Below are 18441 nucleotides of genomic sequence, written 5' to 3'. Positions count from 1 at the left end.
TCCCTCCTCGAATTGGTATTACTTCAGCACATAAGCGGTCTCGAAGCCGGACTGGATGGCCTGGCCAATTCTGCCCGGCTTCGCGGCGTCGCCAAGCACCTTCACCTGCGGCATCGCCCGCTTAAGCTCATCCACGAAACCGCGTTCCGGCTTAACACCGATGGACAGCACTACGGCATCGGTATCCTGAACGGAAATATCACCCGTTGATACATTCTCCAGCACTACAGCACCCTCCCGCACCTCCACCAGCTTCGTTGAGGCCAGCAGCTGTACACCGTTCTTCTTCAGCCGGGTGACGATATCGATCAGGTTCGGCAGATAGGCATCGGGTCCGACCCTCGGCTGCATCTCCACCACAGTGACCTGATTCCCCTGTTCAGCCAGATATTCCGCCGTCTCCAGACCTGTCATTCCTGATCCAATTACCACAGCCCGCTTATCCCTGATTACTGCCGCCCCGCTGAGCACATCCACCACTGTGCTGACATGCTCACCAGTCACTCCGGGGATTGCCGGAACAATTGGCCGGGCCCCGGCAGCTACGAATACCGCGTACGGGTCAAGCGCCTGCAGCTCCTCCAGCGTTGGCTTCTCTGACAGCCGCACATCCACATGCAGCTGTTCCAGCTGATGCTCCATGCTGTCCAGGAACCAGTTCAGCTTCTCCTTCAGCGGCGGACGGCTGCCCAGCTCCACACTGCCGCCCAGCACATCGCGCGCTTCGAACAGCACAGGCTTGAACTTCCGCTGCGCCAGAACCCGGGCTGCCTCCATGCCTGCCGGTCCGCCGCCGACCACGGCCACGACTCTGCCGTCTCCGTTCTGCTGCGGCTCAGGGAATTCCAGCTCCCGGCCTGCCCTGGCATTGACCGCACATTTGATCACCTTGCACTCCATCACTTCCTGGATGCAATACAGACAGGAGATACAGGTTCTGATCTCTGCTTCCCGGCCTTCCGCAGCCTTATTGCCCCACTGCGGATCAGCCAGCAATGCTCTGCCAAGCGCCACGAAATCGGTATTGCCTTCTTCCAGCAGACTCTCGGCAAAATCCGGTTTGCGGATCACATCACAGGCGATGACCGGAATCTGCACGGCCTGCTTCATTGCGGCGGCAAGATGCTTCTTCCAGCCCTGCGGATAGGAGATCGGCTCGATAATCGTATTCGACGACTCATAAGTGCCAGCGCTTACATTAATGCAGTCCACACCGAGCTTCTCCAGCTGCTGCGCGGTAAGCAGCGCTTCTTCGAGCGTAATCCCGCCCGGCACGAATTCATCCCCGTCAATCCGCACAGAGACCGGGAAGCCTGCTCCGCAGGTCTTCTTGATCCCCTGCACAATCTCGCACAGGAACCGCATCCGGCCTTCCAGTGCTCCGCCGTATTTGTCGGTCCGCAGATTGGTCAGCGGGCTGAGAAATTGACCGATCAGATAGCCGTGGGCGCCGTGAATTTCAACCCCGTCGATTCCTGCCAGCTGGGCAATGTACGCCCCGAAGACGAATTTGCCCACCAGCACTTCCACTTCCTCTGTCGCCAGCTCCCGGGGCATTTCACCGATGGCTGAGGACATGACTGCACTCGGGGCGACAATCTGCTTGCCGCCGATCAGTCGGCCATGATTCTGCCGGCCCGGATGCTGGAGTTGTAGGAATATCCGGCTGTCATGGCGGTGTACAGCCCGGGCCAGCTTTTCCAGGCGGGGAACATACAGCAGGTCGCTTGCGTTCAGCTGATTGGGTGTGCCCACTCCCGTCTCGTTGTCTACACGGGTAATTTCCGTAATAATCAGACCGCAGCCCCCTGCAGCACGTTCTTCATAGTAAGCAATCATCTCATCCGAGGCTTCGCCGCTGGCCGCAGCCAGTGATGTGCCCATAGCAGGCATCACAATCCGGTTCTTCAGCTCAAGGCGTCCTATTCTTCCTGCTGCAAACAGTTTCTCGTATTTCATCTGCTCAGCACCTCCACCCTTAGTGTAAGTCCGCCGAGACTTTGTGAATATATTTACAAGCGCCAAAAATCACTTCTTTATAGTGCACAGTGCACTATGATAATAAGGGGGCGATACCAATGGATATTTCCTTAAATGAACCGCAGCGTAAAAGACTCGAAACCGAGCATTTCACCGCAGCCTTGTTCACGGCATTCATCTCAGGGGCCGGCCTTGCCGGCATCGTGCAGACGGCTGCAGGACTGCTGCGTAATCCCGTGATTGTTTTTGACGCAAGCTTCAGAATTGTCGCCCATTCCGGGCGTGAGGATATCGATGATTACATCTGGAGCGAGAACATCCGCAAAGGGTACTGCTCTTATGATTTCATTGCGGCTGTGAACAGAATGGAGAGTGTCCGGCGGGGCAAGCAGAGCGATGCTTCCTACGAAGTGGCCTGTGAAGAAACCTCCAACACCAAGCTGATCTCCAAAATAAAAGTAGGCGGCAAACCAATCGGCAATGTGCTGCTCCTGGGCTGCAAACATCCCTTTCGGCCCATAGACAGTGAACTGCTGTCCCTCACCGCCACCGTGCTTGCCGAAGAAATGGGCAAGAGCAGCTACTACCGGAACGCCAAGAATATAAAAGTAGAGGATATCATCTGCGGGCTGCTGGAGCAGCAGCTGCAGGACAGCAATACCCTTCAGGAGCGGCTGCAGTCAGCTGACCTAAGACTCGGGAAGGACCTGCTTGTGCTGCTGTTCGATCTGACCGGATACGTCGATCCGGGGCGTTATGATGACTATTTAAGAGAGCGCTTGCAACTTTTATTTCCCGGCAGTCCCTGCGCCTATTATGAGGGACGGATTGTGCTGATTCATAACGGCAGCCTCTCCCGGGAGCTCGCCTTCGGGCCGCTGCAGGAATTCCTCGGCCAGACCGGAGTCAGTCTGGGAATCAGCAGCATATTCTCCAGTCTCAATCAGTGCAGACTGCACTATCTTCAGGCGCAGAGCGCTATCCGGATCGGCCGGATTCTCTGCCCGGAACGCCAATTGACCTATTATGCCGATGTCCAGCTCTACGAGCTGCTGCCTGCAGAGGTGCTGTCAGGCGGGGAGCAGCGCTACCGCCATCCGGAGCTCCGGAAGCTGAAGGAATACGATGCCGCCCATCAGTCCAGCCTGTACCACACCTTCTACATCTATCTCAAGCATAACCGCAATATGCAGCTCGCTTCCGAAGAGCTGTACATTCACCGGAATACCCTCCGGTACAAGCTCGACCAGATCAGCAGACTGCTGGAGACCGGCTTCAGCGATTCTGAGAAAATGCTCGCCTACTACGTTTCCTACAAAATCGCCGATTTCTGCGAGAAGGCCCGGGAGCAGCAAGCGCAGCAGGAGGCGCTGCCTTTGCGGTAAGGGAAGGCCCGGTATATTGGCCGGGTGGCGAGGAGCTGCTGCTAACTCTGGCTTGATGGGCGGGGCGCTGCCAATGCTGGCTTGACAGGCGGCGAAGGCTGCCAAGCAAGTTTGCTGGGCGGTGCGCTCTGCTGCTAACGCTGGCTTGATGGGCGATGCGCTTACCCTTACTCATACACACGCACACTCTTACCCATCCCCCTCCTCTTACTCATACACACGCCCACGCTCTTACTCAGCCAGGAAGCTGCCTGGCCGGATTTCATAACTATATAGAGTCTCCCCGAGACTAGCCGCAGCATTGATGCAGCGCGGCGGCTATAGCACTATTCGTTACAAGACACTAAGCACAGAACATAAACAGCCCCCGCTCCAGAAGGAGAGCGGGGGCTGTACTATTCCTATTCAGAGAGCGGGGACCTGTATAGACCCCCGAACCTTTTTAACCGTAAAAAGCCTGCAGCTGGCGCACAATCTCCGCCTTATCATGATCGACCACAACCTGATGCTGCGGTAGCTCGAACAGGGCAGCAATCTGTGCCGGGAATTCCTGCTTGATGCCGGTCAGGGCAATCGCCTCGTCGAACTTGGCCGGATGCGCTGTCGCGAAGGCGATGCTTGTCTCACCAGGGGCGCTGAATTTCTCGTAAGCCGCAACCCCGCAGGCCGTATGAGGGTCCAGCAGATAGCCGGATTCCTGCTCGTATTTGCTGATCGTCGCAAGGCATTCCGCATTCTTGACACCCAGCGCCGAGAAGTCGGCCTGCACCCGGGCAAACAGTTCGCCGTCAACCGTGATGGCCCCCTCACTCTGCAACGCAGCCATATATTCGGACAGCTTCACTGTATCCTCACCGAGCAAATAATACAGATAACGCTCGAAGTTGCTTGCTACCTGGATATCCATTGACGGGCTGTAGGTGCCCGTGAAGCTGCCCGGTTTGTATTCGCCGGTTAACACGAACCGTTCGAGAATGTTGTTCTCATTGGTGGCGATGATCAGCTTGTGGATCGGCAGCCCCATTTTCTGCGCCAGGAAGCCTGAGAAAATATTGCCGAAGTTCCCCGAAGGCACGCTGATATTCACCTTCTTCTTGTCACTCTCCGGAAGCTGCAGGTAGGCATAGAAATAATAGACCGTCTGCGCCAGAATACGCACGAAGTTGATCGAGTTGATCGCCCGCAGGTGATACCGTCCCTTGAAGTCGAGGTCGGCGAACAGCTCCTTGATGATCTTCTGGCAATCGTCGAAGTTACCCTCTACGGACAGGTTCAGCACGTTGCTGTCATCCACGGTCGTCATTTGCAGCTCCTGCACCTTGCTGACCTTGCCATGCGGATGGAGAATACAGATTTTGATGCCTTCCTTGCCGCGTACGCCCTGGATTGCAGCCGCTCCGGTATCGCCCGAGGTTGCGCCGAGAATATGGATAATTTCGCCCCGTACCTTGGCAATATAGGAATACAGCTCACCCATGAACTGCAGCGCCACATCCTTGAAGGCAAACGTAGGCCCGTGGAACAGCTCCAGCACATACAGGGAGTCGTTTACTTTGTGCAGCGGCGTGACTTCCGGAGCGCGGAAATTGCCGTAGCTGGTGTAGACCATTTCTTTCAAGTCATCATAGGGAATTTCATCATTGGTATAGTAGGAGAAAATCTCAAGGAACAGCTCCTGGAAGCTGAGGCTTCTCCATTCTTCAAGCTTTTCAGGGGAAACCTTAGGAATCTGAAAAGGCACCATCAACCCGCCATCATCCGCCAGTCCCATCAGAACCGTGTCAATAAAGCCTCTTGCTTCCACCTTGCCTCTTGTGCTTACATACTCCATACCCGTCTCATCCTCCTGAACCCCTCTTTATTTAACCAGCTGATATTAACTGACCATATAACAATACTCGCCATCATTCTTAAGTTCAGCTTATATGGTGCTTAATTTTACTTTACATAGTAACACGTTTACGCGTTAAAGTCCGTTAATTATTGGCGTTATTTTTAAAATAAAGCGAAGTTTCGCACGCATCCTATTCACCGCATTATGCCTATGGACACTATTTGTTCTGCAGCTGCTTCCAGACGGTTTTGTTGCTGTACTTCTTCTCTGTGCTGACATCCTGGCCGAACCATTCCGGGGCGATGAAGCTCTCCGCTTCCTCCAGCGAATCGAATTCAACCTCCAGCACCGTAAGCTCCAGCTGAGTATAGAGATCAATCTCCACCGTTGTGCCGTTCCATACGCCTGTGATGCGGGTTTTGACCAGTGCTACAGCTTTCACAGCCTCGATCATCTGATTATATAAACCTGCCGAAATGGAATATTCGATCTCCTGGCGGCTGATGCCTTTGCCATCCTTGAACGTATGTGTATAAGAAACTTCGCCCGTATCCAGGTCGGTAATTTTGCGTACCCGCAGCTCCTGCCCGTCCTCAATCGCTAAATACGTCTGGTCAATGCTGTGCCGGGTGAGCACCTTCAGCTGTCCTTCTTCAATAAGCCGCTCCGGGTATTCCGGCAGCAGGAATTTGCGTTCAATCTCCATAGCCATGCTGTTTCTCTCCTCTGTGTACGAGCCTAATGTTACATATTATTTATCATCATAGGGGCGGGTCCTACGCAAGTCAACCGGAAGCGGCGGATTCTCACGGAAACAGGCGGTCGATCGACCCGATGTCATAATCGTTGATGATTTTAAAAGATCCGCTGCTGTACTTGTCTCGCCGGGAGGAGTCACCGATTGAGATATACTTGGCGTCATCCACTCTAATCGAGAATCGGTAATATTTGTTCACATCGATATGAATCCAGTAGCTTCTGGTGAAATCATGGGAAGCATAAGAGCTTCTTAACTTCACGCCGGCAAAAGCATTCATGATCCCCGCGATTTCTGCCGGATCGGTCACCGTGACCACGACGTCATCAGCCGTTTCCGGCAAAGACCGGGTAATTTCTATCGAGGTGATATCCTGCAGGCTGATGCGGCTGGACACCCTTGCCTCGAAAGAGGTGAACATCTGTACAATCGTACCTACGTGATAAACCGCAAGCCCCAATAGGAAAATAATCAGGAAGACCCGGCCCAGCGTAAGCTTCTTCCGCTTTTCCGGCTTCCCCCGCCTTCCAGGCCCTCCCCGCTCTCCCGGCTGCTCCACATTCTCCGGCCCGTTCAACCGTTCCGTCTCCGTCACTCCAAGCACCTCCTCCGAAATCAAGCATTGCTTCCATTATATACAATATTGGTTACAGTAAAAACCTCGCTTGCCAGCTATGTATGCTAAAACCCGCTCTTGCCCGGGTGTACAGGTACAAAACCGCTCGTTGGGCAAATGCGGGTGGATGTTAGCGGAAGCATAAAGTATGGGTGAGGGATTGGCGGGAGCTGCGGCTTGCGAGAGCTGCGGCTTAGCGGGACGGCGGGGATTGCCGGATTTGGCGGGACGGCGGGACTTGCTAAGGCTTTGCCACCCCTCGACTAGTATGAGGAATGAGATTCCGTTATTTGGTCAGATCAGGCGAAATCACTGGCCAATCGGACTGAGATTCCGCTATGTGTTCCGAAATCCCTCATTTTAAGCCCGAAGTCACAAGATAACGGAATCTCAGTCCGCTTCACTCCACCGGCGATCCCACTAAGGCCCACTTTCGGCAGATTCAGGGGCACTTTTGCTCCTCACCCCTGCCCGCAACCCACTTTCGGCGGATTCAGGGGCACTTTTGCCCCTCGTTCCCGCCTGACGCCCACTTCCGGCGAACTTCATTCCTCTCTCCAGCCCACTTCCCTCGGATTCAAAGGGATTTATCCCTTTCATTCCTCCATACAACCCACTTCTAGCGGATTTAGTGGGATTTATCCCTTTCATTCTTCCATACAACCCACTTCTAGCGGATTTAGTGGGATTTATCCCTTTCATTCCTCCATACAGCCTACTTCTAGCAGATTTAGTGGGATTTATCCCTTCCATTCTTCCATACAGCCCACTTCAGGCGGTGAATACAGAGGTACTGCTGAATAACAAAGAAGGGCATCCCATCGGGACACCCTTCTCCTCCAGCTCTTCCGCCAGCTCCCCCGCTAGCCCTCTGCCAACTCTTACGCCTAATCCCGCTTCAATCCCCGGCTCCCCTTACTCATCCCCGAGCGGGAACAGCAGCGGTACTACCTTACCGGCACCAACATCAATCAGGCCGTGGTCCGTAATCTTCAGCGCCGGGCTGACCGGCAGCGAATGGGTGCTGATGGACATAATCGGGTTGTAGTGATTGTAGCCCAGCGATTCCATCGCCGTGCGCAGCGCCAGCACCTGCTCCGCAGTCTCGGCCAGCGGCGCTTCGGTCAGGATGCCGCCGACTGGCAGCGCCAGCAGCGCGAGCACCTCGCCGCCGCAGGCGACGCAGAAGCCGCCCTGCCCGGCGATCACTGTATTGGCGGCCAGTACCATGTCCGCCGCATTATGTCCGACAACCAGCAGATTGTGGTTGTCGTGTGAATACGTAGTCGCGACCGCGCCGCGCTTGATCGTGTCTCCGCCGATCAGGCCATAGGCACGGTTGCCGTTCTTGCCGTACCGCTCAAAGGTCGCGATGAGACCGCAGCCGGTCTCCTCCCACTGCAGGAGGCCGTCCTTCACTCCGGCCTCCACATGCTTCTCCTCGGTAAACGTGGACACGTTGTTGACCATCATGACGCGGGCGCCATAGCGGCCGTCCGGTAGCGCAGCAGGCACCGTGAAGTCAGCCTCCGCCAGCGGCTCCAGCTGCACACTCTTATAGAAGTGAGCCGGGAACTGCGGCTCACTCATGACCTGTGCCTGCGGGCGCTTGCGGTCAAAGACCTGCAAGCCCCGCTTGTACACCGCCTCAATCGCGAAGCTGTCCAGATCGGACAGCAGGAGGTAATCGGCGGTTTTGTTCGGTGCGATTACGCCGCGGTCATCCAGCTTCATCCGCCGCGCCGGGGTGAACGTAGCCGCATAGACTGCGTCCTCCGGCGTCATGCCCATGGCGATGGCTTTGCGGACCAGGTGATCCAGATGGCCGGTCTGCACCAGCGAATCGGTCATGACATCATCCGTCACGAAGCAGAAATGCTCACTGACCGGATGACCGATCAGATACTCCACGACTTCAGGTGTCATCGATTTCTCCTGGATCTCGATGAACATTCCGGCTGCGATCCGTGCGGTCAGCCCCTCGATACTCTGGTGGGTATGATCGGAATCAATCCCCGCATAGATCAGGCGGTGCAGATCGAGGTCCAGCAGCTTCGGCGTATGCCCTTCAATGACCAGGCCCGGATAGCGGCTGCGGACATGCTGGAGGATGCGGTTGCTTTTCCCCTCAGGATCACGGATCACATCCACAAAGTTCATGACCTCGCCCAGGCAGATCATCCGCTGCGTCTCCATCAGCTCGTCGATATCAGAGATCTCAATGGAGCCTCCCGTAGTCTCCAGCGGAGTTGCCGGCACCGAGCTCGGAATCGCATAGAACATGTCCACCTGGCAATCCCGGCTGGCCCGGATCATCTCATGGACGCCCTCTACCCCGAACACATTGGCCATCTCATGCGGCTCGGGAACAATCGTGGTTACCCCGTGCTGCAGAATACCGTAGGAGAACGTCTCCGGTGTAATCATCGTGCTCTCAATATGCAGATGAATATCGATGAGGCCGGGCACCAGATACTGCCCCGTAGCATCAATGATCTCGGCAGCCACAAACGTCTCTGCACCAAGAGGACCTACGTAGAGAAAACGTCCTTCCTTAACGGCCACATTCGCCGTCTCGAATCTTTTATAGTAACTGTTGTAGACCTTAGCGTTCAGTATAAGTTGATCTGTATTCATCGTGTATGCTCCTTATGACGCGCTACTGCACCAGCACCAGCTTCTCTTTTGGAAAATAAACCGTGACCTGCTGTCCCTGAATGAACGGCTGCTCCATCTCCTGATTGACCGTGAATACCCCAAGCTCAGTCTCTACCTGATACTGGTAGCTGCGGCCGAGATACGTGCTGACCTGCACTTTACCGGTCAAAACATTCCCCTCCATGCCTGTGCCCGTATCCGCCACGCCGCCGCCAAGCAACTGCAGATCGTCAGGGCGAATCGCACCCAGCAGCCCGGTATTTCCCTCGCCGCCCGGCCGCTTAGCCGCCTGGAATTTCAGCTCACCACGGCTCAGCTCAATATCCGAACCTTCATCATTCCGTCCGTCAAAAGCAATAAAGTTCCCGAACCCGATAAACCGGGCCACAAATTCACTGGCCGGATATTTGAAGATGTTCGCCGGATGATCCAGCTGCTCGATCTTGCCGTTATTCATAACGGCGACCTGATCGGAGATCGAGAAGCATTCCTCCTGGTCATGGGAGACGTAGACGGTGGTGATGCCGAGCTCCTGCTGGATACGGCGGATCTCCACCCGCATGTTGACCCGCAGGTTGGCATCGAGATTGCTCAGCGGCTCATCGAACAGCAGCAGATCCGGCTCGATGACAAGCGCCCGGGCAATCGCTACCCGCTGGCGCTGACCGCCGGACAGGGCGCCCGGCAGTCTGGATTCAAAACCGCCCAGGCTGACCGTCTCCAGCATCCGGTTCACCCGCTTTTTGACCTCCGCTTCCTTCAGCTTGCGCAGCCGCAGGCCGAACGCCACATTGTCAAACACCGACAGATGCGGGAACAGCGCATAGCTCTGGAACACGAAGCCGAAATTCCGCTTTTCCACCGGAACCTTGGTATAATCCTTGCCGGAGAACATGAAATTCCCTGCCTCGGCATTCAGGAAGCCGGCGATCAGCCGCAGTGTGGTTGTTTTGCCGCAGCCGCTGGGTCCGAGCAGGGAGAGCAGCTGGCCTTTTTGCAGCGACAGGTTGAAATCCTCTAAGATCAAACGGTTGTCATAAGCAACCGATACATGTTCAAGACTGAGTAGTGACATTGCTCTAGGCCCCCATTATCATTGAATAGGTTATCGTTTGGTGAAATAGGCGAAGCCCATCAGCCGCTCGATGATGAACATCAGCGCTGCCGTGAGCACCATCAGAATGACCGAAATCGCGGCAATCGTGGGATCGAAGTAATTTTGCACATAGGTCAGCATTTGAATCGGCAGGGTACTGATCCCCGGGCCTGTCATGAACACGGAAATATCCACATTATTGAACGACTCCAGGAAAGCGATCAGAATAGCCGCCAGAATTCCTGACCGGATGTTGGGCAGCACGACTTTGAAGAAAGTGTATACTCGGGTCGCCCCCAGGTTCTGCGCCGCCTCTTCTACCGCGAAATCGAAATTCTCCAGACTCGAAGCAATCACCCGGATAATAAAAGGCAGCATAATCACCGTATGTCCGATCAGCAGCCCCGCCACAATCGGCAGATTATACACCACAATCAGATAACGCAGCAGTGTGAAGCCCAGCACAATCCCGGGAATCAGCACCGGCGACAGGAATACCGCATTCAGCGTGTCCCGCCCGCGGAACCGGTAACGGCTCAGCGCGTAAGCCGCAGGCACACCCAGCAGGAGCGCCAGCAGATTGCCGAGCAGCGAGATTACAATGGAAGTCCTGAAGGTCTCCATAAAGGCGCTGACCTCAAAGATGTTCTTGTACCACTTGAGCGAAAAGCCCTCCGGGGGGAATTTCAGGACCGTGCCCGGCTCAAAGGAAGTAATGGAGATGATCACAAGCGGACCCAGCAGAAAAATAAAGACCAGCAGCGTGTACAGGGACAGCATGCGGTTACCTTCCTTCATATTCTCACCCCTTCGGATTCAGGCGGTTAGCCCAGGCATTCATCAGCCCAACCACCACAAATGTAATAACGATCATAATTACCGCGATCACCGAAGCCGCCTGCCAGTCATTCAGCGTCATCGCGTTCTGATACAGGAAGGTGGAGACCACCCGTTCCTTACCGCCGAGCAGCGCCGGCGTGGTATACGCCGTGAGACTGCCGACGAAGACCAGAATCCCGCCGATGATCAGTCCCGGCACGGTCAGCGGGAAGGTGATTTTGCGGAACGCGGCAAACGGGGAAGCACCCAGACTGCGCGCCGCCCGGACCAGCTCATGGTCCAGATTCTCCATCACGCCGAGCAGCGTAATAATAATCAGCGGCAGGAACAGATGCACCAGCCCGATCATCATCGCGGTCGGCGTATACAGAATGTCGAGCGGCTTCGCGATCAATCCTGTGTTCACCAGGAACGAGTTGATCAGCCCTTTTTTGCCGAGAATAATCATCCAGCTGAACGAGCGCACAACGGGACTGGTCAGCAGCGGAAAAATCGACAGCGCAAGCAGAAGGCTCTTCTTACGCGCGCTGGCCCGCGAGATATAATAAGCCGCCGGATACCCGAGCACCATGCAGACCAGCGTAGTCACCACACTTACCCGGAGCGTAGTCAGCAGGATGCGGTTAAAGTACCCGTCGCGGAAAAAATACAAATACCCTTCCAGCGTCAGCTTTCCGTCCTGCACAAAGGTGGAGGCAATGGTCAGCGTGATCGGGACCAGCATGAAGGCCGCCAGGAATAAGAGGCCCGGCAGCAGGAGAAGCAGCACTCTTTTATTCATTCTCATGACTCCCGTCCTTCTTCGGTTCTTGATTCAAGCTATTAATGAAGTACTCCAGAAAAGCCGGCGCGTCCACCTCCAGACAGACACCGGCATTGGCCGGCTTGTTCAGCCTGTTCTGGAAATCGCAGACCGTCTGCCCGTCGCATAGCTCGCTGCGGGTTTCCACGTCCACGTAATACTTCTGCACATTAACAAACTCCCGGTTCAGCGCCACACCTACCGCCAGCGGATCATGCAGCGCACAGGCCTGCACACCGTTACGTTCAAAATAGCGCGTACGGTAGTCCGCCGTACTCTGCTCCACATATTCGCGAACCGCCGGAATACGCAGCTTCGCGATATCCTCCGCGCTAAGCAGCGCCCGGCGGGTTACATCCAGCCCGACCAGCGTCAGCTGCGGGAAGCCCGCAGCCAGCACCAGCTTGGCCGCCTCCGGATCGACATACATGTTGTATTCCGCGGTCGGCGTGATGTTGCCGAAGCCCTGCACCACACCACCCATCACAATCACTTCGGCGGCATGCTGCGTAAGCTCCGGACATTTGTGCAGCGCGCGCGCCAGATTGGTCAGCGGCGCGGTCATAATCAGCGTGACCTCACCGGAATGCGCCAGCACCTGGCGGATGATGAAGTCCTCCGCCCGCTCTGCTTCCGCCTGCTTCGTTACCGTCATGTCGCGCAGTGCACCGCCGATGCCGTCCGAGCCGTGCACACGGTGTTCGAACACGGTATCACGGACAAGCGGTTTGTCCGCTCCGCGAAAGACCGGAATCTGCCCGGATACGCCGAGCAGCTCCAGAATTTTGCAGGTATTCAGGGTCGCCTGATCCAGCGAAACGTTGCCGCTGACTGTGGTAATCCCCAGAATATCGAACTGTCCGCTCGTGACGGCCAGCATAATTGCCAGCGCGTCATCCACCCCTGTATCTACATCGAGAATGACTTTTTTACGTCCAGTCATCCTTAGCCGCCAATCTCACGGTTGAAGCGGTCTGTCCACACGGAGATATGCTCGTTCACGAAGGACATGTCCAGCTTGCGCAGCTTGCTGATTACCTCTGCACCGTACGTTACCCCTACTGCTTCTTCATCCGTTAGCACAACCTCTGTGTTTACCGGGGAATCGACTTTGGCTTTGGCCGATTTCTCCTGCACTTCCTGGCTCAGCTGCCAGTTGATGAACTCTTCGGCAAGCTCTTTATTGTCACTGCCTTTGACCACGTTGACCGTATTCATTACGGCATAAGCACCTTCAGACGGTGCAACGAACTTGGCATCCGGCACGGCTGCCTGGAGATCCTTGAAGTACATTTCCATAATCGGACCGCCGGCAATTTCCTCCTGGCCGAACATATTTACATACTCCGAAGTCTGGGAGTAATATTTGACCACATTGCTGTCCAGCTCCTTCAGCTTCGTGAAGGCTCCGTCTTCATTGAACTCTGTACCGCCCGACACGAGCGATGCCGCATCCACAATCATTGGACCCGCTGTGGCAGTAATCGCCGGCAGCGCCAGGTTCTTGTCGAACTTACTCCACATATCTGCCCATGAACCGACTTCTCCTTCAACAAGTGCCGGGTTATAGGCAATTCCGAGACGCCCAACGGTGTACGCCGGACCATATTCTTCGCCGAGCGGCGCTTTGGCGATATCATAGATCTTATCGATGTTCGGAATATTGCTGCGGTCAATCGTTTCGAACAGACCTTCATTGATAGCCTGCTGCGCATAATAGTCAGACAGATAGACTACATCGACATCGGAGCTGCCCTGACGGATTTTGTTCAGGCGCTCGGCGTTGTTGCCGATCTCGACGACGATTTTGACATTATGCTCTTTCTCAAATGGAGCGTAGACGGATTCCTTGAAGAAGTCCTCCGAGAATCCCCAGGTTGAGACCACTAATTCCGTTGGCGCACCCCCAGATGTTGCTTCCGGTGTAGCTGCATTGTCCGTACCGGCGCCGTTTGTCGCAGCGGTATTGTTGTTGCCGCAAGCGGCAAGCAGAGAAGTCAAAGCAAGAGCAAGGCCTGTAGTCATTAATTTATTCATTAGTAAATAACCTCCCAAATGTAATTAAATATGCGGTACAATTCCAGCGGTCATCCTATACAAACGGCATGTTCTGTCAGTCTTCCATTAAGCAATCGGCAGCAGACAACGGATCAGCAGCACCCCCTGTTGGTAATAAAAACTTGGTTTGCCTTATTTTTTCACAAAAAAAAGAAAAGCATTCTTGTAGGAACAAGAACACCTTTCTTTGTATAAACAAAGGAAAGAGCTACCCCGTTATAGAAGGACGGTCTTCGCTTAAGATAGATCAAAAGCAAAAATCCGTGATATTCAAAATTCATTGACTGAAATGCTTCATTCACCGGCCAATATCATATTGGTAAAAGCCCATCCGGTTGGTGCATCATAATCCCTCAGCAGAACCTCAATCGTTAAGCCCATCTCTGCTTCAAGCCGTTCTTTGAATCTCTTCTTAAACAGCAGCGACATCCGGAAGTCCACTTCCTGCTTAAGCTCCGGCGCCTCCCCTTCCAGGGCGGTCGACCGTGGAGACCTGCGGTGCTTGGCGTGAAAGGTAATGACCCGCTGATCGACAGTAACGCGGAGCAGGGTCGTCCCGAAACCAAACAATTCCTTGGAGATCTCATTGTAGATCTGGCACATCTTCTTCTTCTGCTCGCTGTTTTCCAGTTCTGCCATGAAACCACCTTCGAAAACAGAATATCGTACATTCACATCGATAATAATTGCTATTATACATAATTCTAGCTTTTCCGGCAAGAAAAAAGCTGAATATAACATGAAAGTAACGCCAAACCCGAACGATGCCTGGCTAACAGTTATGTAAAATGAACTGAAATCCTCCGGATCGACACCCCATTACCACCGGACTCACACGGGACTCACACCAAATGTTTTACTGGAATTGGATTGCAGCAGTTCGCTGCTAGACCAGCGTTCCAGCTCTACTCCAGCTCTGTTCTAACTGTATTTCGTACAACTAAAACGATCATTTATCGCGCTGCGGGCGTTTTAATTGCATTTTGTACAGTTAAAAATCCCCAAATTCCGCAAAAGAAGTGCTTCCGCTATTTTTAAGTGTACAGAATACAGTTAACCCGGGAATCCGGTCCAATTTCCGCTCTTTAGTTGCAGAAAATACAATTAACCGCTTACGCTGCATATGGGTTACTCCAAATAAACTGGCAAGCGCTGGCTTCCACAGAAAGGTACATGTTCAAGTTTCAATTCCAATCTATCGGAGGATGATTAGCCCGACTCAGCCGCGGTTCTCGGGAAATAAGGTTCAGCCTGTTTACAGTTAACCTGCTTAATTCCAGATCCAACCGGAAGCTTACAAAAACCATCAAATAACGGCAAAGGGAGTATTGTTGCTAATAGTACTTCGTCTGGCTACGACTGCCAATGCTGCTACATCCGGCTACGTCTGCTATTGCTGCTTCATCTGTTTCATCTGGCTACTGCTGCTACGTCTGCTTCATCTGCTACATCTGCTACATCTGCTTCATCTGGCTACTGCTGCTACGTCTGCTACTTCTGCTTCTGCTGCTTCTGCTTCATCTACTACAGCTACTACTGCTACATTTGCTACTTCTGGCAACGTCTGCTACTACGTCTGCTTCATCTGCTACTACTGCTACTACTGCTACGTCTGCTTCATCTGCTACTGCTGCTACATTTGCTACTTCTGGCTACGACTGCTAATGCTGCTACGTCTGCTACTGCTGCTACATTTGCTACTTCTGGCCACGTCTGCTACTACGTCTGCTTCATCTGCTAATGCTACCTCATCTGCTACATCCGGCTACGTCTGCTACTTCTGCTACGTCCCCTTCGCCGCATCCCTAATTATTCACATGCTACAGCTTTCTATACAGAATAGGGGAAGCCAAGGTTTCCCCGGCTTCCCCTATTCCCTATGATCTGCCTGTTGTTTATCCTTCAGCCTTCAGGTGGTAGCAGCCGCTCACGAAGTCCCGCTGGACCTCCGGCAGCAGCAGACCGGCCTGCATCAGGCAGTCCCCGCCGTAGACTTCGCCGCTGCCTTCAATACGGTAGTCGAGGTCCGGGTTCAGTCCCCCGAGCAGGAGCATCCGGCGCGGCGGGTGCGGCATGGCCAGTACCCGGAAGTAATAGACCAGCGCCTCGCGCTGATCATCCGAGACGAACATCCAGGCCGTATCATTGCCCTCGAACGGGCTCTCCAGCCGGTACAGATTGCCCTGCTGCACCAGGCTGCGGATTTCCTTATAATTCGCCACCTGCGCCTTTGCCAGCTCCTTCTCCTCCGGAGTGAACTTCGTCAGATCGAGCTCATAACCGAAGTTGCCGGACATAGCTACATCTCCCCGGAAGGACAGCGGCGTGAACCGGCCCACCTGATGATTCGGCACCGCAGAGACATGTGCTCCCATCGAGCTGGCCGGATAGACTAGGCTGGTTCCATACTGAATCTTCAGGCGTTCTACCGCATCGGTATCATCGCTGGTCCAGGTCTGCGGCATATAGTAGAGCATGCCGGGATCGAAACGGCCGCCCCCGCTGCAGCAGCTCTCGAACAATATATGGGGGAATGCCGACGTCAGCCGTTCAAGCAGTTCGTACAGCCCGAGTACATAACGGTGCGCAGTTTCTTCCTGCCGGTCTGCCGGAAGCTGCGCCGAGCCGATCTCGGTCAGACAGCGGTTCATATCCCATTTAATGTAGGTTACCGGAACTGAAGAGAAGATACGGCTAAGCGACTCGAAAATATACTGCCGTACCTCAGCCCTTGTATAATCCAGTACCAGCTGCCAGCGGGCTTCACTGCGGCGGCGGCCCGGCACATGCAGACACCAGTCCGGGTGACTGCGGTACAGATCGCTATCAGGCGAGATCATCTCCGGCTCAACCCACAGGCCGAATTTGAGCCCATGGCCGTTCACCCGCTGCGCCAGGTCAGCCAACCCGCCTGGCAGCTTGCGCAGATCCTCTACCCAGTCACCCAGCGAGGAATTATCCGCATCCCGTTTGCCGAACCAGCCGTCGTCCAGCACGAACAGCTCAATGCCGAGCTTCGCCCCTTCGGCGGCAATCGCCTCCAGCTTGTCGGTGTTGAAGTCGAAATAAGTGGCTTCCCAGTTATTGACCAGAATCGGACGCTCTTTGTCCCTGTACTGTCCTCGGCAGAGACGGGTCCGGTATAGACGGTGATACGTTCTCGACATCTCTCCGATCCCCTGTCCCGAGTAGACCATAACCGCTTCCGGGGTCTGGAAATGCCCGCCGGGCTCCAGCTTCCAGGAGAAATCGAAGGAATTCAGACCGATGGTAAACCGGGTGGTTCCGAAGGGATCTACCTCTGTCTCAGCTTCAAAGTTGCCGCTGTATACCAGGGAGAAGCCGAACACCTCGCCTTGGTTCTCATCGGCTCCGGCCTTGGCCAATGCAGCAAACGGATTATGCTGATGGCTGCTCATTCCCCGGCGGCTCTGGATCGCAGAGTTGCCCTGCTCCAGGCGTCTGCGGGTAATCTGGGCCTCCCGCGACCAGGCACCGGACAGGTAGATCATATCCATGTCAGCCGCCGGGAAATCCACAGAGGCACTAAGGGCGCGCTGCAGCTGCAGCGTATCCGGGCCGTCATTGGAGAACTCCACGGAACGCGCTATGACATTCCGTTCCTTATATACCGTATATCGCAGCTTCACGGTCAGCTTGGCGTAATCATCCTTCAGAATAAGCTCAAGCGTATCTGCTTCCTCCGGCGATTCTACATACACGGAAGGCAATCCGGCAAGCTCCGGTTTGCCTTCCGTCACGCGGTACCCGCTGTAGCGCAGCTCAGTGACCCGTGTTCCATCCTCAAGTTTGGCCTGATAGGCAGGAACGCGGAAATCCCCGGTTCCATATTGCGGATATTCCTGCGGCAGCCGGTCCAGCGAGCCATGGGCCACCGGCAGGAGCAAACCGTCCAGATTGCTGCCCTCACGCAGCCGCCCTCCCCAATAGAGATGCGCTGGATAACCATTCACCAGTCCGATCACATAACTCATCCCTGTGCTCTGCAGGTGGAATATCCCCTTGTCTTCCTGAACCCATATCGCCATGGTCCTGACTCCTTCTCTCCTAAGGATTAATTATCTGCAACCTGCAACCTATAGCTACAACCTGCAGCTTACTATCTAATATCTAATATTTAATATCTAATATCTGCCATTTACTATTTGTTTCAGCCTACAACACGCACGAACCTCCGCCTCTCACCTAACGATAAGCCGAACTCCGCCCAGTCACCCACCGATAACCCTAAGCTTCGGCGGTCTTACCGGTCTTCGGCGGTGATCTACTTCTACTACCGCTACTACTTCTACTGCTGCCACTCTTACTTCTACTACTTCTGCTACTTCCGCTGCTTCCACTTCCACGTTCTCCAGCATTCTTTGTTCTTCACCAAGCCCCGCCTGCTTCTACGA

General features: G+C 54.5%; 14 protein-coding genes. 1 reads left to right on the top strand and 13 read right to left on the bottom strand.

The window, feature by feature from the left end:
- Positions 1–18: 18 nt before the first annotated feature.
- The gene (locus P40081_RS04915) at positions 19–1959 is read right to left on the bottom strand and encodes an oxidoreductase (protein WP_042133750.1); all 1941 of its coding nucleotides are present in this window, start codon (positions 1957–1959) and stop codon (positions 19–21) included.
- A gap of 119 nt (positions 1960–2078) precedes the next feature.
- On the opposite strand from P40081_RS04915, the gene P40081_RS04910 reads away from it, so the two are divergent.
- Positions 2079–3365, top strand: a complete 1287-nt coding sequence (locus P40081_RS04910) for a PucR family transcriptional regulator (protein WP_042133747.1) — start codon at positions 2079–2081, stop codon at positions 3363–3365.
- A 442-nt stretch (positions 3366–3807) separates the two neighbouring features.
- Here P40081_RS04910 and thrC read toward each other — a convergent pair whose 3' ends face one another.
- From thrC to P40081_RS38210, 12 genes are all read right to left on the bottom strand, one after another.
- Positions 3808–5196 (bottom strand): threonine synthase, encoded by a 1389-nt coding sequence (gene thrC, locus P40081_RS04905; protein ID WP_042133745.1) that lies wholly within the window; start codon positions 5194–5196, stop codon positions 3808–3810.
- A gap of 220 nt (positions 5197–5416) precedes the next feature.
- Complete coding sequence (locus tag P40081_RS04900) at positions 5417–5911, bottom strand: CYTH domain-containing protein (RefSeq protein WP_042133743.1); 495 nt, start codon at positions 5909–5911, stop codon at positions 5417–5419.
- 94 nt (positions 5912–6005) lie between these two features.
- A complete protein-coding gene (locus tag P40081_RS04895) occupies positions 6006–6551 on the bottom strand; it encodes a hypothetical protein (RefSeq protein WP_042133741.1) in 546 nt (181 codons plus the stop codon).
- A gap of 936 nt (positions 6552–7487) precedes the next feature.
- Positions 7488–9209: an adenine deaminase gene (locus P40081_RS04885; RefSeq protein ID WP_042133737.1), complete on the bottom strand. Its 1722-nt coding sequence runs from the start codon at positions 9207–9209 to the stop codon at positions 7488–7490.
- A 22-nt stretch (positions 9210–9231) separates the two neighbouring features.
- Positions 9232–10305, bottom strand: coding sequence for an ABC transporter ATP-binding protein (locus tag P40081_RS04880; protein ID WP_042133735.1), 1074 nt, complete (start codon positions 10303–10305; stop codon positions 9232–9234).
- Positions 10306–10335: 30 nt separating this feature from the next.
- Positions 10336–11124 (bottom strand): ABC transporter permease, encoded by a 789-nt coding sequence (locus tag P40081_RS04875; RefSeq protein WP_042133734.1) that lies wholly within the window; start codon positions 11122–11124, stop codon positions 10336–10338.
- A gap of 4 nt (positions 11125–11128) precedes the next feature.
- Complete coding sequence (locus P40081_RS04870; RefSeq protein WP_039310210.1) at positions 11129–11947, bottom strand: ABC transporter permease; 819 nt, start codon at positions 11945–11947, stop codon at positions 11129–11131.
- On the bottom strand, positions 11940–12911 hold the full coding sequence (locus P40081_RS04865) for a nucleoside hydrolase (protein ID WP_042133732.1): 972 nt from the start codon (positions 12909–12911) through the stop codon (positions 11940–11942). The genes P40081_RS04870 and P40081_RS04865 overlap by 8 nt, the downstream gene beginning before the upstream one ends.
- Before the next feature lie 2 nt (positions 12912–12913).
- Complete coding sequence (locus tag P40081_RS04860; RefSeq protein ID WP_042133730.1) at positions 12914–14005, bottom strand: ABC transporter substrate-binding protein; 1092 nt, start codon at positions 14003–14005, stop codon at positions 12914–12916.
- 315 nt (positions 14006–14320) lie between these two features.
- Positions 14321–14665 (bottom strand): hypothetical protein, encoded by a 345-nt coding sequence (locus P40081_RS04855; RefSeq protein ID WP_039310202.1) that lies wholly within the window; start codon positions 14663–14665, stop codon positions 14321–14323.
- Positions 14666–15921: 1256 nt separating this feature from the next.
- Entirely contained in the window at positions 15922–18075 is a 2154-nt protein-coding gene (locus tag P40081_RS04850; protein WP_042133728.1) for an alpha-galactosidase, read from the bottom strand.
- A gap of 183 nt (positions 18076–18258) precedes the next feature.
- Positions 18259–18405, bottom strand: coding sequence for a hypothetical protein (locus P40081_RS38210; RefSeq protein ID WP_156118527.1), 147 nt, complete (start codon positions 18403–18405; stop codon positions 18259–18261).
- Between the last annotated feature and the right edge of the window lie 36 nt (positions 18406–18441).

It is taken from the genome of Paenibacillus sp. FSL P4-0081 (assembly GCF_000758565.1).
In the GTDB taxonomy this organism is placed as follows: Bacteria; Bacillota; Bacilli; order Paenibacillales; family Paenibacillaceae; genus Paenibacillus_AQ; species Paenibacillus_AQ phytohabitans.
The sequence above is the reverse complement of the archived record's forward strand: the minus strand, read 5'-3'. Positions and strand labels throughout refer to the sequence as shown.

What these genes read in the sequence shown, in the direction of transcription:
- P40081_RS04915 (WP_042133750.1), bottom strand. Translation starts at nt 1,959, where the DNA reads ATGAAATACGAGAAACTGTTTGCAGCAGGAAGAATAGGACGCCTTGAG.
- P40081_RS04910 (WP_042133747.1), top strand. Translation starts at nt 2,079, where the DNA reads ATGGATATTTCCTTAAATGAACCGCAGCGTAAAAGACTCGAAACCGAG.
- thrC (WP_042133745.1), bottom strand. Translation starts at nt 5,196, where the DNA reads ATGGAGTATGTAAGCACAAGAGGCAAGGTGGAAGCAAGAGGCTTTATT.
- P40081_RS04900 (WP_042133743.1), bottom strand. Translation starts at nt 5,911, where the DNA reads ATGGCTATGGAGATTGAACGCAAATTCCTGCTGCCGGAATACCCGGAG.
- P40081_RS04885 (WP_042133737.1), bottom strand. Translation starts at nt 9,209, where the DNA reads ATGAATACAGATCAACTTATACTGAACGCTAAGGTCTACAACAGTTAC.
- P40081_RS04880 (WP_042133735.1), bottom strand. Translation starts at nt 10,305, where the DNA reads ATGTCACTACTCAGTCTTGAACATGTATCGGTTGCTTATGACAACCGT.
- P40081_RS04875 (WP_042133734.1), bottom strand. Translation starts at nt 11,124, where the DNA reads ATGAAGGAAGGTAACCGCATGCTGTCCCTGTACACGCTGCTGGTCTTT.
- P40081_RS04870 (WP_039310210.1), bottom strand. Translation starts at nt 11,947, where the DNA reads ATGAATAAAAGAGTGCTGCTTCTCCTGCTGCCGGGCCTCTTATTCCTG.
- P40081_RS04865 (WP_042133732.1), bottom strand. Translation starts at nt 12,911, where the DNA reads ATGACTGGACGTAAAAAAGTCATTCTCGATGTAGATACAGGGGTGGAT.
- P40081_RS04860 (WP_042133730.1), bottom strand. Translation starts at nt 14,005, where the DNA reads ATGAATAAATTAATGACTACAGGCCTTGCTCTTGCTTTGACTTCTCTG.
- P40081_RS04855 (WP_039310202.1), bottom strand. Translation starts at nt 14,665, where the DNA reads ATGGCAGAACTGGAAAACAGCGAGCAGAAGAAGAAGATGTGCCAGATC.
- P40081_RS04850 (WP_042133728.1), bottom strand. Translation starts at nt 18,075, where the DNA reads ATGGCGATATGGGTTCAGGAAGACAAGGGGATATTCCACCTGCAGAGC.
- P40081_RS38210 (WP_156118527.1), bottom strand. Translation starts at nt 18,405, where the DNA reads ATGCTGGAGAACGTGGAAGTGGAAGCAGCGGAAGTAGCAGAAGTAGTA.